A 13,836-nucleotide genomic window follows, 5' to 3' on the forward strand; every position below is an offset into this window, starting at 1 on the left:
TTTTTTGTCCACAGAGCCTAGTAACTTTGGAAAACACTGGAAAATATGAGCTTGGCTTAGCACATTTTCTTGTTGATAAGAATGTTGCTGTACATCGAGCTAATACTCGCAAAGTAAAAAGCTTTGTCATATCTCATGGAACTTTAGCAAAGTCTGATCAATCAGATGCAAGAGCTCTTGCTCAATATGGATGTGAATGCTATAGTACTCTATCTCTATTTGTGCCTATGTCAAAAGAACAAACAGCCTTAGTTGCACTTTGTCAACGACGTGATGACATTACACAAATGAGAGTTCAAGAGAAATGTAGACTGAAAGCACCTGAAAACGAGCATATAAAAGAAAGTTGCCAAAAAACCATTGACTTTTTTAACGGTCAGATAAATGAGATCAATAATGCAATACAAAAAATCATTGATGAAAATCTAGAGTTACAAAAGCGCCAAAAAATACTTAGAACAGTACCGGGAATAGGTATCAAGTTATCTCAAGATTTTGTATGCCTGATGCCAGAACTTGGCTACTTAAACAAAAAAGAAGTTGCAAGTCTTGCTGGAGTTGCCCCGCATCCAAAAGAAAGCGGTAAAACTATTGGTTACCGAAGGATAACAGGTGGTAGAAGCAATGTTCGTGCAAAGCTTTTTACTGCTGCTATGGCTGCTGCAAAGTCTAAATCTGTACTTGGTGCTTTTTATTCTGATCTCATTGGTAGAGGTAAAAAAAGATGGTAGCTATAACAGCTCTAATGCATAAAATTATAGTGATTGCTAATGCAAGACTTAAAGAAGCAGTCAACGTAAATTTTTAAAATCTGTATAGAAAATAGGTTGATGAATATGTGCGCCCACACAAATTTAAAGCACATATTCATCAACCATACGGTCTAAGCAGTGGTAGTTGTTTGATATAAATTTCTTTCTGTAGTAAACTAGGGTTTTTGTTGCCAAAAATACATTTTTTAATTGAATAAAAATACAAAGTTATAAACAAGAGTTGTAATAAGACTAAATTCAAAAAATTTAAAAAAACATAGTTGATACAAAACAAGAGTGGCAAAAGATAAGAGATCGAAATGAAGTATTAGATTGCAGAGTTTACGCAAGAGCAGCGTCTATTGCCCTGGGGATTGATCGTTGGCCAGAGAGTAAATGGGAAAGTTTAGTAGGAGAAAAAGCTAAAAAGTCAAAAAGAGTGAGAAAGAGCAAGTGGCTAAGCGAGAAAAATGTACAGTGAAGAATACTTAGCACAAGTAGAGAAAGCAATCAAGAAGCTGCAAAGCGGGAAACGCGTAGTATCGATTGCATATGGTGATCATGTGGTTAGGTATGGAGAAGTGCAGATAAATGACCTCTTGAGCTTAAGACAACGAATTAAAGCTGAGCTAAAAGTAGCAGGTATGAAGCCGAAGAGAAAGATTGTTATTTCAACAAATAAAGGGATCATATAATGATAAAAATCGTTGAAAGGAACACTATGACAAAAATTATAGGAAAAGAATATACAGAATTTTTAGAGCAGTTAAAAGGTTATATTGCTACTAATCGTTACAAAGCAGCACTTGCGGTTAATAGTAAGCTTATTTTGCTTTATCATTATACTGGTACAGAAATCTTAAAACGGCAAAAAGAATATGGCTGGGGAGCGAAAGTTATTGAACAACTAAGTAAAGATTTGCGAGATGCTTTTCCTGATATGAAGGGGTTTAGCATTCAAAATCTAAAGTATATGAGAAGGTTTGCGGAAGAATATAGCGAAAACGAAATTCGTCAACAAGCTGTTGACCAATTACCTTGGGGTCACAATATCGTAATAATGTACGAAATTAAAAACAAAGAGGAAAGATTTTGGTATGCTAAAAAGTCGCGTGAACACGGCTGGTCTCGCAATATCTTGTCGATGCAAATTGAAACAAATTTGTATAAACGTGAAGGTAAAGCAATAACAAACTTTAGGAATAAGCTTACATCGCCTCAATCAGATTTAGCACAGCAAACGCTTAAAAATCCTTATGTATTTGATTTTTTGAGTCTTGGTAAAAAAGCGCATGAAAGGGAAGTAGAAAAAGCTCTTGTAGCTCACATAGAACGTTTCCTTTTAGAACTTGGTGAAGGGTTTGCATTTTTAGGAAGGCAGTACCATTTACAGGTTGAAGATAGAGATTTCTATTTGGATTTGCTCTTTTACCACGTTAAGCTTCGTTGCTATATTGTAATTGAACTAAAAGCAGGGAAATTCAAGCCAGAATACACTGGAAAGATGAATTTTTACCTTTCAGCAGTTGATGATTTATTAAGACAGCCAGGTGATAATCAATCTATTGGTCTTATCCTCTATCGCTCTAAAGTTGGTGTTGTAGCCGAGTATGCATTACGTGACATGAACAAGCCAATAGGGTTAGCAGAGTATCAAATCACTGAAAATCTACCAGAAGAGGTAAAAACAGCTCTGCCAACAATAGAAGAATTAGAAGCTGAATTATCAAAAGTTTCAGACAAGGAAAAGTAATGCTACTAAAATCATTCAAACAATTATTCCACAAACGACCAAAACCAAAAGGTTCAGCATGGGATGCATCAGGTTCAGGAAGGAGATTATTGCACTTTCAACCAGAGTCAGGAAGTATAAATAGCTTACTCTCGCATAGTCTTGAAACTTTACGAAGTCGATCACGTGATATGGTAAGAAAGAACTCTTATGCGGCAAACATCATCGATACGATAGTGAGTAACTCTGTTGGAACAGGAATAAAGCCGCAGTCAAAGGCGAAAGATGGAGAGTTTCGGAAAAAAGTGCAAGAGTTGTGGCTAAGATGGACAGATGAAGCAGACAGTAGTGGAGTAAGTGATTTTTATGGATTACAAGCTCTTGTATGTAGAAGCATGATAGAAGGAGGAGAATGTTTTCCGAACAAGAAAATGAGAAGATGGTCTTTGTGTGCCGTTGCAACTGCAAGTGTTGGAATCAGAGCATTTAGACAATAAGAGCAATCAAACCCTTGCCAACGGTAATGTAATTAGAAACGGCATTGAATTCAATAGACTTGGGCAGAGGGAAGCATATTACCTATTTAGAGAACATCCAGGTGAAGGATCATTTGGCGAATCAGTCCGTGTGCCAGCAAACGATGTTTTACATATCTATAGACCACTAAGACCTGGGCAGATTCGAGGAGTACCATGGTTGTCCAGTGTACTGTTAAAGCTCTATGAACTAGATCAATATGATGATGCAGAATTAGTACGAAAAAAGACTGCTGCAATGTTTGCTGGGTTTATTACGAGACTTGATCCAGAAGCAAATATTTTAGGAGAAGGTGAAGCAAATGAGCATGGAGTAGCATTATCGGGTTTAGAACCTGGGACTATGCAACTTTTAGATCCAGGGGAAGATATCAAGTTCTCGGAACCATCAGACGTTGGGGGAAGTTATGAAGCATTTATGAAACAGCAGCTCAGGGCAATAGCAGTAGGCATGGGAATAACGTATGAGCAGCTAACAGGGGATTTAACGGGTGTCAATTATTCATCAATAAGAGCTGGGTTAATAGAGTTTCGTAGGAGGTGCGGAATGTTACAGCATAACATAATGGTATTTCAATTTTGCCGTCCGGTATGGGATAGGTGGTTAGAATTAGCAATACTATCTGGAGAACTGGACATAGGTGAAAATTGGGCAAAAGAAACAGCAAAAGAGGTAAAATGGATACCGCAAGGGTGTGCTTACGTAGATCCACTGAAAGACCAGCAAGCACAACAAATGGCAGTAAGGAATGGGTTTAAGAGCAGGTCAGAAGTAGTATCAGAACTTGGCTATGATGTAGAGGAAATAGACCAGGAAATTGCTGAGGATCAAAGGCGTGCTAGTTCACTCAACTTAAGTTTTGATTCGGACGTCAGTAGTTTTGATTCTAATACTGAAATAATATGACAACACAAGTGAGCTGGCTCAATAAACCGATGATGATAGAGCAAAGAAGCTTTGATTTATTGTCATTACATGCAGAGAAGCATCCAACGTTTAAAAATATAAAACATGCAGTAAGAAATAGTGAAAGGGGAATAAAGGTAATTGTAAGTTAAAAATGTGATATAAAAGAGATAAGAGGGAAAGATAACCCTACTCACTATAGGAATAGGGCTATCACGGGCATGTGCGACCGAAGAGCCATTGGTATTACAACCGTTCAGATCAAGGTACACTAGCCCCATCTCTCGATACGTTTGAATAGTTGCATGGGACATATGTATGCACCCGTTTACAATCTTAAATTAATTAAACTATCGAGGTTATTTATTATGATTACATCTTATCAAAATTTCATTGGAATTGATATCGGAAAATTTAAAAATGTTGCCGCAACTCACAACCAAAAGAGCACTATCAAGTTTGACAATGATGCTACTGGTTGGCAACAGTTGTTTCAAAAATTTTCAGATATCCTACCTAATTCTCTAGGCTCTGTGGACAAAATTTTAGAGAAGCCATACAAGAGCTCCAACAAAATTGAGAAAACCCATAAAAACCTCAGCAGTTTTATCAAATCTGGAAAAAATGCGCCTAAAATTTTTAATTTTACCAAAAAAACACTCAATCAAATGACGTTCTTTGTAGATATGCTCATCGTAATACCTTTGCACTTTTCGATTCCGTTTTGGCGGAATAACTACTGTACATCCCTTGTCTTCAAGACTTGTAACAAAGGCATTGCTATCGTAGCCCTTGTCAGCTACTACAGTAGAGTTATAGATACTTTCGGTCAACACTTGTGCCTGCGTAATTTCATTTCTTTGACCAGGAGTCAGAGTAAATTTAAGTGGATTTCCAAGTGCATCGACAAGCGCATGTATTTTAGTTGTAAAGCCACCTTTGCTCCTCCCTAAAGCTTCTTGATCCTTGGAGTTTTTTGTATATCCAGATGAACATGGATGGCCTCGGATGATCGTACCGTCGATTATAGCAACTTCTAAATCAGGCTCTTGTTTAGTATATTCAAGCAATTTTTTCCAGACATCTCTTTCACACCATCTTTTAAATCGCTTATGTATACTCCTGTAATTACCATAAGTTTTTGGTAAAAGTCTCCATTGGCAACCACTTCGCACTATGTACCACACTGCCTCTATGAATATTCTTAAACGTTTTTCATCTTTGCTGTGCATTCCTTTTACGCTTTTTATGAACTCTAAAATTTGTTTCCAATTTTCCTCTTTGATGTAATATTGCATATGGTAGTTTCTCCATTTTTTACCTATTAGGCTAAACTACCATCTTTTTCTCTCTTTTCATATTTTTTGTCCACAGAGCCTAGACATCGGGGATAATGTATGTCTCACATTTTAGAGAGTGGCAACCTCTAGGATGCAAGCATGAGATAAAAGCAGGTAACACTAAACCTTATAGTGAATCCCTGCAAACAGAGTTAGATATGGTTACGAGAGGAACCAATGCCTGAATTGTCGTAACGAACGATATGCGAAATAAGGTTGGTTAACGCATAGACCAAAAGGTACGGAGAAAGTGGATAATTAGAACTTGACTGGTCTGATTAAGATGTTTCCCATCTCCCGGCAAAAAGTTGGAACCTAAGTCTAACATGAAACAATTTCATGGAACGGAGTAACATTATAGATGCTCTTATTCTTTAAGCAGGGAGCCACCCGTATGCACCTATAATGAGGGATTGTCTAAGAAGCCAAGGCCTAAAGTAATGTTTAAGATATGCTGACGTGGACACTGTAATTTGGAAGGTAAAGTTGTGAGTAGTGGTTAATATGTTATGAGCCAACATTAAGTGTTAGGTATGAATGAATACGACTTCTCTAGTAATATAGAGAATGCTGTATTTAAGCTATAAAAACAAATTTACCAAGCTTTGAAATGTTAATTACATGGAGAAGTATGTATGACAAACACCAAGTTAGAGAGAAGCCGGATGTGGTGAAAGTCACAAGTCCGGTTTTGAAGTCGAGTGGGGAGAGGTGACTTTCTCCACTTAGATAACTATGCTGCACACTAGAATAACAGAAAGCAGAAACCTTACTTAATTGGTTTAAAGTGATTCGTACCCCTTCCCTTTTGAAGAAAAGTGCTCAATTATAGGTGATATAATGTGCTCATTCACTTTTTTAGCAGCAGATATTATAGCCGCGGTTGCAAGTAACCCTGCTATCGGCGCTATTACTCCTTTTGTTGGACCTGCTAAAGCTGCACCAAGCATTGCACCAGGAAAAATAGCAGTTGCGGTTGCAGCAAGGCCAACTCCAATTGCAGTGGTTGCAACGCATAAAACGGACATCGTGAAAAGATCTCCCTTGGAGAATTTTCCTTTTTTTACACTATCGCATATATCACATACAGAGAATAATATTATAGGAACGGCAGTAACAATTCCACCTATAACCAAAGGTGACAAAGCTGTGAAACTCAATCCCAAACCTATAAGTGCACCTATTACTGATGCTATACCACAAAATACTAAAAATCCTTCAGTGCCGTCATTCATACAACCTCGATAATTAATTGATATATTACCATTTGTTCATATCTCCGTCAAGCAGAAAATTTTAGTGGGGCGAGCGACCAGGATTGAACTGGCGACATTCAGTACCACAAACTGACGCTCTACCAACTGAGCTACGCCCGCCAAGATATAAAATATCTAACATACGAGCGCAAATAGTCAATTGATTATTTAACTCTCCTTTTGCAGAAGGTTTTAAGTTTAGCCAATAAATATTTTCATTGATACTTTTACTATTATAGTTAATTGTATTGATACTAATGAAGTAGTGGTATGTTTAAAAGTATTTTCACATTTAGTTTTTTTACGGCTATTTCAAGGATCTCAGGGTTAATAAGAGATGTATTGATTGCTACGGTTATTGGTGCAAACTCTCTTGCAGACATATTTTTTTCTTCGTTTCGCTTTGCCAATCTATTTCGCGCATTTTTTGCAGAGGGAGCATTTACCACGTCCTTTATACCGTTATATTCAACAGAATCACATGATAATAAGAAGGCATTTAATTTTGCAAGTAGTGTAATATCCATTACGTTTATTATCTTAGTAATTTTTTGCCTTATTATGCAAACTTTCTCCCCTTATATGATTCAAATTTTTGCTCCTGGATTTGACCAAAGTAAGTTTACCCTTACTGTTACTTTATCAAGAATTATGATGCCCTACATAATCTTTGTTTCAATTGCATCACTTATTGGTGGAATGCTGCAAGTAAAGCAGCATTTTGCTTCAACAGCTATTGCACCTATCGTTTTGAATCTCTGTTTAATCATCAGTTTGTTTGTGCCTTACGTAAAAACTCCAGCGCACAACCTTTCTATAGCTGTCCTGATCGGAGGGATTTTACAGTTACTTCTGATACTGTTTAGTGCATACAAGTTAAAGGCAGCTTTTTCTTTTAGCCTTGAATTAAGCAATGAAGTAAGGTTGTTTTTTAAGCGTGTAATACCTGCAACTATCAACAATTGTGTAATACAAATAAGTGTATGGATTGACACAATCATGGCGAGTTTTATACCAAATGCGGTGTCCTATATATATTATGCCGATAGACTAAATCAACTACCGCAGGGAATAATCGGTACTGCAATCGGTACAGTGCTTCTTCCTTTAATTTCAAAACAGGTGAATAATACTGAAAATATAGTCAAAATACAGAACAAGGCTCTCAACATAGGATTAATGTTAATTATGCCAACAACTGCTGCCTTTATCATTATTCCCGACATAATTTTACTTACGCTTTTTTCTTACGGCCGATTTGATCATTATGCAGTGCAGCAAACTGCTCCTACGTTAATAGCATTTTCTCTTTCTTTACCTGCATTTATTATAAATAAAGTATTGCTACCCACATTTTTTGCTAAAGGCAATCTGAAAATACCAACTATGTTTTCACTAATGTGCCTTGGAATTAATGTAGTGCTAAACCTTTTGTTAATGAACAAATATCAGCATACGGGAATTGCTATTGCTACTTCTGTTTCCACTTGGATAAATTCTATTCTATTAATTAGTTATTTAACAATAAATAAAATGTATAAGGTTAGCCAAGCGTTATTGTTAAATATCATGAAAATTTTTGTAGCAACGGTAGTCATGTCGATAGCCCTTTATATTTTTAATTCTTTGTTGGCAGGATTATTTTTTGATAAAATGTTGGCTCGTATTGTTTATTTAACGACTTTAATAGCTTTGAGTGTTATTGTTTATTTTGGTACTCTTTACCTAACATTTATAGGGAATTTAAAACATGTATAAATGTAATCTGAAGGTACAACAAATGGTATCATCCCAGTGCTTGACACTGGGATCCAGAAATTTTGTTGATTGTATGATCTGGAAAACCTTGTTTAAGTCACACTGGATTTCAGTGTCACACATACAACTGTATGAGTATTGTGATTTGAAAGCAATTTCCACCGGGAAGCCAGTGCTCAGACACTGGGATCCAGCTTCTCATGCAACCTCATCAAAAATGTTGTGTTTTAACATAAGACTAGCTACTTTTTTGCTAACCAACTTAATGTCTAATCAAATTTTCTGGATCCCAGTGTCAAGCACTGATCATTTGCTATGCAATTTACCTTCAAAAATGAATGTTCGTACAGCTATGAGTGGGTGCTGGGATGACAAGGGTAGACACTGAGATGACAAAGGTAGGAAATAGAGTAACTCCATTGCAATTAAGAGGCATATTATGAAGCTCTCAATATACGCCATATTATCAATCTCGCTGCTATTAATTCTTATGCACGTTGCTGCAACTTTTAAGGATTGGAGTGGCTACAGGAAATATATCATAAAAGAGCTGGAGAGGACGTATGATGCTAAAGTGCATATTGGAGGGAAAGTTGAAGTTTCACTCATTACTCCAAAGCTCACTATTTATAATTTATATGTACAATACAACGAAAATAAAGAGCAAAAGTTATCAGATTTAATTAGTGTAAGAAAAATTGAAATAAGGCCATCGTTCCTATCGTTGTTTTTATTTTCGTTGCAACCAAAGTCAATCACATTGTTTGGCATGAAAAGCAATAAAGAAAATTTAATTAATATTATAAACACAAAAGCCAGTGGTAACACAGTCGATATAGTAATAAAAGACAGCCAAGTAAGTTTTAAGAGTGATTTCGCTGATATTGTTAACATAAAGGAAGTTGCTGTAAAAAAAAATAAGCAGTTTTTTGGTGAAGTGAAGGTAGGTGATAATAATTACGATTTTTCAGGAAAGGTTAATATCACAAAAAAGAATGTATACATTAGTGTTGAATCAAATTTTGTAAATTTGCTATTTACAGGTAATAGAAATCAAAAAGAACTCCAGGGTAATTTAACACTAACGATTAATAATAGTTCCGGTTCTGTGAGTGATTTAGCAAAAATCATTAATCTTAGCTTTCTTTCTTGTGTTATTCCTAGTGAAAATATTGAGATATCATCTAATATCAACCTCGATGAAAATGAGTTTACGGTAACTGACTTGAAAATTGATTCCAAAAGCATGCAAGCCAGTGGTACAATACAAAATGATAGAAAAGGCGATCACACTAATCTCAATATTAGCTTCAGCAAAGTTGACTTAGATTCCATACAAAATGATTCACAAAGAACAATGAATATGAAGGATCTTCTGGAATGTTTTAGAGCAGTTGTGCCAAAGAACTTGAGCTTAAATTTTAATATGGAAGCTTCTAACATTCAATATCAAAACAAAATATTGGACAATTTTCGTGCTGTACTAAAATCCACTGATGGCAAAGTAAAAGTTAATACGCTTCTTAAATTTCCTGGAATCAATAATATATCTTATTTATCAGGAGAGATCTCAAACAATAATGTCCTATCTGAATTCAACGGTGATTTATTAGTCGAAGGAGGTGATTTTGAGTCATTCATTTCATGTTTTTTCCCTTCTATAAAGATGAAAGAAAACCAGAAAAGTCAATTTACACTAAGTTCTAAACTGCACCTTGCACCAAGAATATTATCTATCTCAGACATTAGACTGCTAAATAATAAGGAATCCTTGCAAGGGTCAATTAGAGTAAGCCACACAAAAAAACACAATGTGATCAATGGTGAATTTAGCATACATAATTTTGATGCAGATAAATATGATCATTCATTATTTAGCAGTTTACCTAAAATGCAATGGCTGAAAATTTTTCAGTATGATGCAAACATAAAGGCCAGTGTTAATAACCTTACATTGAACGCTACGAAAATTAAAAATTTGGATTTTTTGCTAAAAATGGAAAAAGGTAAGCTAGTTGCAGATAAAATAAAACTATCTGGAGAAGATTTCGATATTACCGGTAATGCAAAAATATTAGCAGATCAAAAATACGCCAAACCTTTATTAGATGTGAACCTTACGGGCAATAAATTTAATGGAAAAATTATTACATTACCAAATTTAGTAGAGACGAAAAGAAATTCAAGAAATGAGATAGATCAAATTCAATGGTCAACAAAGCAGCTTGATTTTTTGGATGATAAAGAAGACTTTGATGCAAATGTGCAAATCAATACTGCAGAATTTAAAACCGAGCAGAATGTTTTGAAAGATTTTAATTTGGATGCGGTAATGAGAAACAACACTATCACTATCAGGCAGGTAAGTTACGTATTAGAACACGGGCAAGTGTTTTTTCAGGGTTATTTAAGATCAGACTCAATGAATACAAGGTTTTCTATTGTAAATTTGGACACTAAAAAGATTGGTAAGGTTATAGAAATTGACAATGTAAATGGTCAGGTAAGCTTAAATGGTGAAATCAAAACTCAAGGAAAAAGTTTTCATGATTGGGCTAGTAACTTATCAGGAGATGTAAACTTACAAGCGCAGGGAATAGAATTTACTAATGTAGATTTCAATTCATTTATCACTAATTTGTTAAGCAGTAAGAATAAATCTGAAATTTCCACACTTGCTTATGTTGATATATATAATGGCAAGACATTTTTTGAAAATATTAGCGGAAAAGCAAGTATTAAGAGTGGTATATGTTCAACTAGTTTACAGTTCGGGATTGATCAAGCATCAGGGTCGATCTCTTCTAATTTAGCCTTATCTAATTTCACTTTAAATTCTATATTCAGGTTCTTTTTCATACCACCAAATTATAGTAATCCAATCTATATCGATATGCATTTGGATGGCCCTATTTGGCGTCCTAAAATGAGTTTTGATGTAGACCAAATCTTCATCGCTCTGGTTGGCAAGAAAAATAGTTAATTTACTTAGGTGTACGGTTTAGGGAACAATAGGCTTTTTGCATTACCTCCTGTCATCCAAGTAGCGTGACGTAGTTATCTAAGTGGAGAAAGTCACCTCTCCCCACTCGACTTCAAAACCGGACTTGTGACTTTCACCACATCCGGCTTCTCTCTAACTTGGTGTTTGTCATACATACTTCTCCATGTAATTAACATTTCAAAGCTTGGTAAATTTGTTTTTATAGCTTAAATACAGCATTCTCTATATTACTAGGTGTACAGTCCCAGAGTGTGATGGTATGATAAAATATGAGAAAAAAATACCATCAAAGGAGGAGTTATGGGACAAATATTACATGGGTGCGCCAAAACAACACAGACGATTCGTAGAGCAATACAAAATAGAAAAGAGAGCATAGCAAAACTCTCCAAGCATTATAACCTTAATCCAAAAACTATTATTAAGTGGAGAAAACGTTCATTTACGAAAGATGCTGATATGGGTCCAAAGCGTCCAAGATCGACTGTTTTAACGCTAGAAGAGGAAGCTATAATAGTTACATTTCGCAAGTATACACTACTGCCACTAGATGATTGCCTTTACGCTCTGCAGTCTACAATTCCGCATTTGACTCGCTCTAGCTTGCATCGTTGTTTACAAAGACACAACATTAGCAGATTACCAACTGTTGATGGAGAAGTTAAGTCAAAAAAGAAATTCAAACAATATCCTATCGGTTACTTTCATATTGATATTGCTGAAGTTAGAACTGAGGAGGGCAAATTACATTTGTTTGTTGCTATTGATAGGACATCCAAATTTACCTATGTTGAGTTGCGTAACAGTGCTACAAAACCCATAGCTGCTGAGTTCTTACGTAATTTGATTAGAATTTTACCGTATAAAATCCATACTATTTTGACAGATAACGGTATACAATTTACAAACCAGAAGCGTCATAAGTATGCTTTCCAACATATATTTGATAGAGTTTGCGAAGAGAATGTTATTGAACATCGTTTGACAAAAGTTAGCCATCCTTGGACGAATGGGCAAGTCGAGCGTATGAATAAAACTTTAAAGGATGCTACAGTTAAGAAGTATTACTATCAATCGCACCAGCAACTTAAAGAACACCTTTATAACTTTGTTATGGCTTATAATTATGCAAAGAGACTCAAAACTCTTAAGGGTCTTACTCCTTATGAATTTATATGTTATCAGTGGACACAGTCTCCAGAATTATTTATACTAAATCCACACCATCACACTCTGGGACCATACACCTAGGGTTTTTGTTGCCAAAAATACATTTTTTAATTGAATAAAAATACAAAGTTATAAACAAGAGTTGTAATAAGACTAAATTCAAAAAATTTAAAAAAACATAGTTGATACAAAAGTTTTTAGAGTGCCAATATACTTTTTTGGTTTTGAATGAGAATTACGCAACAAAATTTAAGAATCTATGTAGAGAATATAAAGACTTAAAAAGGGAAATAAAAGAATTTGACTTTGAAAAATTATCAGAATTTGCAAATGAATTTGAGAAATTAAGCAGAAGTTTTGTTGAAAAAGAGAAGGAAGAGGAAGAATCAAGAGAGAATGTACCAGAATGTAATGACCAGAGTATTGATAGACTAAAGCTCAATATAGTAACGAGGGTAGTACAAGCAAGGGACGTAGCAGAGAGAGAAAAAAGAACGGCAGAAAAAGGAAAAACGGAGGTAGAAGAGATAGTAAAACGACTACAAATGCAATCACCAAATTCTACATTTAGTAGTGTAAGTCATGAGCTAGTTGCAGGATCTTCTTGGAAAAAATAAGAGTCTTAAAGTTTATGAGAAGCTTGGATTTATAGATATTGTTTTTATATGGTTTGCCTATCATAAAGAATATTAAAAAAATTATTTTTATAAAAACACAAGTTGATTAGCATCACAAAAGGTTTAATTGTTTACTTCCTCCAAAATCGCAAAAAAGTACCTACCTTTGTGAGAAAAATTTAAATAAAAACGGCGTTGTGAAAATAAAAACATAAAATTGTTGCAACAAAGCTAGGTACGTTAGTTCATATCTAAATATGGCAAAAGTAGGCTAATATAGCTGGTTTTGTGATATAGTAAAATTACTATAAAGAAAAATTCGCACAGATCTAGCGGTAGACCAATCCATTCCAAAACGAACGGTTCTCACCGGCAGCGATTTTGGTTGCTGGAAGTGGTTGTGTTTTTTAAGTTTTTAGCAATATTTATTCCTAGATTAATAACAGATTTATCTAAGAATGAAGAAGAATTAAGGTAAATTTATAGCAAAGATATAATAAAATAAACATAATCTTGCTTGTCAGCACTAGTTTCAACTTTAAAAACATAAGCCTAGTGACTCAATTAAAGCTTGCATTTCAAAAAACGTAAAACAAATTTATAGCTTATTAATGTGATGCTAATAGGCTGTTAATAGAATAAAATTATCGGATTATACTGACTGCTAATTTGTAGCTATTATTGCGATCTCTTGAATATTATATCTAATACTCTGGACTCATACATTGAGTCATAAAATTTAACTTGCTTATTTTTGAATACCA

Annotated in this window: 8 protein-coding genes, 1 tRNA gene and 4 pseudogenes; 10 read left to right on the top strand and 3 right to left on the bottom strand. The window is 34.9% G+C overall.

Features of this window, described 5'->3' with window-relative positions; all coding sequences use genetic code 11:
• Positions 1 to 8: 8 nt before the first annotated feature.
• From OOK85_RS00845 to OOK85_RS00875, 6 genes and pseudogenes are all read left to right on the top strand, one after another.
• A pseudogene (locus tag OOK85_RS00845) lies at positions 9 to 808 on the top strand (IS110 family RNA-guided transposase); the annotation flags it as partial.
• A gap of 230 nt (positions 809 to 1,038) precedes the next feature.
• Positions 1,039 to 1,233, top strand: a pseudogene (locus OOK85_RS00850) (terminase gpA endonuclease subunit); the annotation flags it as partial.
• Positions 1,223 to 1,447, top strand: coding sequence for a gpW family protein (locus tag OOK85_RS00855; protein ID WP_264703420.1), 225 nt, complete (start codon positions 1,223 to 1,225; stop codon positions 1,445 to 1,447). The pseudogene OOK85_RS00850 and the gene OOK85_RS00855, both read left to right, overlap by 11 nt.
• A 26-nt stretch (positions 1,448 to 1,473) precedes the next feature.
• Positions 1,474 to 2,505, top strand: coding sequence for a PDDEXK nuclease domain-containing protein (locus OOK85_RS00860; RefSeq protein ID WP_264374238.1), 1,032 nt, complete (start codon positions 1,474 to 1,476; stop codon positions 2,503 to 2,505).
• Positions 2,505 to 3,927 (top strand): annotated as a pseudogene (locus OOK85_RS00865) (phage portal protein). Before OOK85_RS00860 ends, OOK85_RS00865 begins: the two are co-directional and overlap by 1 nt.
• Positions 3,928 to 4,295: 368 nt before the next feature.
• A pseudogene (locus OOK85_RS00875) lies at positions 4,296 to 4,466 on the top strand (IS110 family transposase); the annotation flags it as partial.
• Between the two features lie 6 nt (positions 4,467 to 4,472).
• On the opposite strand, the gene OOK85_RS00880 reads toward OOK85_RS00875, so the two are convergent.
• The 3 genes from OOK85_RS00880 to OOK85_RS00890 form a co-directional block, all read right to left on the bottom strand.
• Positions 4,473 to 5,225, bottom strand: coding sequence for an IS5 family transposase (locus tag OOK85_RS00880; protein ID WP_264702164.1), 753 nt, complete (start codon positions 5,223 to 5,225; stop codon positions 4,473 to 4,475).
• Between the two features lie 824 nt (positions 5,226 to 6,049).
• On the bottom strand, positions 6,050 to 6,502 hold the full coding sequence (locus OOK85_RS00885) for a hypothetical protein (RefSeq protein WP_264703422.1): 453 nt from the start codon (positions 6,500 to 6,502) through the stop codon (positions 6,050 to 6,052).
• 65 nt (positions 6,503 to 6,567) lie between these two features.
• Positions 6,568 to 6,643, bottom strand: a tRNA-His gene (locus OOK85_RS00890).
• Positions 6,644 to 6,793: 150 nt separating this feature from the next.
• On the opposite strand from OOK85_RS00890, the gene murJ reads away from it, so the two are divergent.
• From murJ to OOK85_RS00910, 4 genes are all read left to right on the top strand, one after another.
• Positions 6,794 to 8,281: a murein biosynthesis integral membrane protein MurJ gene (gene murJ / locus OOK85_RS00895; RefSeq protein WP_264703424.1), complete on the top strand. Its 1,488-nt coding sequence runs from the start codon at positions 6,794 to 6,796 to the stop codon at positions 8,279 to 8,281.
• 439 nt (positions 8,282 to 8,720) lie between these two features.
• Positions 8,721 to 11,264: an AsmA-like C-terminal region-containing protein gene (locus tag OOK85_RS00900; RefSeq protein ID WP_264703426.1), complete on the top strand. Its 2,544-nt coding sequence runs from the start codon at positions 8,721 to 8,723 to the stop codon at positions 11,262 to 11,264.
• A gap of 321 nt (positions 11,265 to 11,585) precedes the next feature.
• A complete protein-coding gene (locus tag OOK85_RS00905; RefSeq protein ID WP_264702189.1) occupies positions 11,586 to 12,536 on the top strand; it encodes an IS481 family transposase in 951 nt (316 codons plus the stop codon).
• Positions 12,537 to 12,679: 143 nt separating this feature from the next.
• Entirely contained in the window at positions 12,680 to 13,072 is a 393-nt protein-coding gene (locus OOK85_RS00910; protein WP_264703428.1) for a hypothetical protein, read from the top strand.
• Positions 13,073 to 13,836 lie beyond the last annotated feature (764 nt).

This window comes from Wolbachia endosymbiont (group A) of Volucella inflata (assembly GCF_947250665.1).
GTDB lineage: Bacteria > Pseudomonadota > Alphaproteobacteria > Rickettsiales > Anaplasmataceae > Wolbachia > Wolbachia pipientis.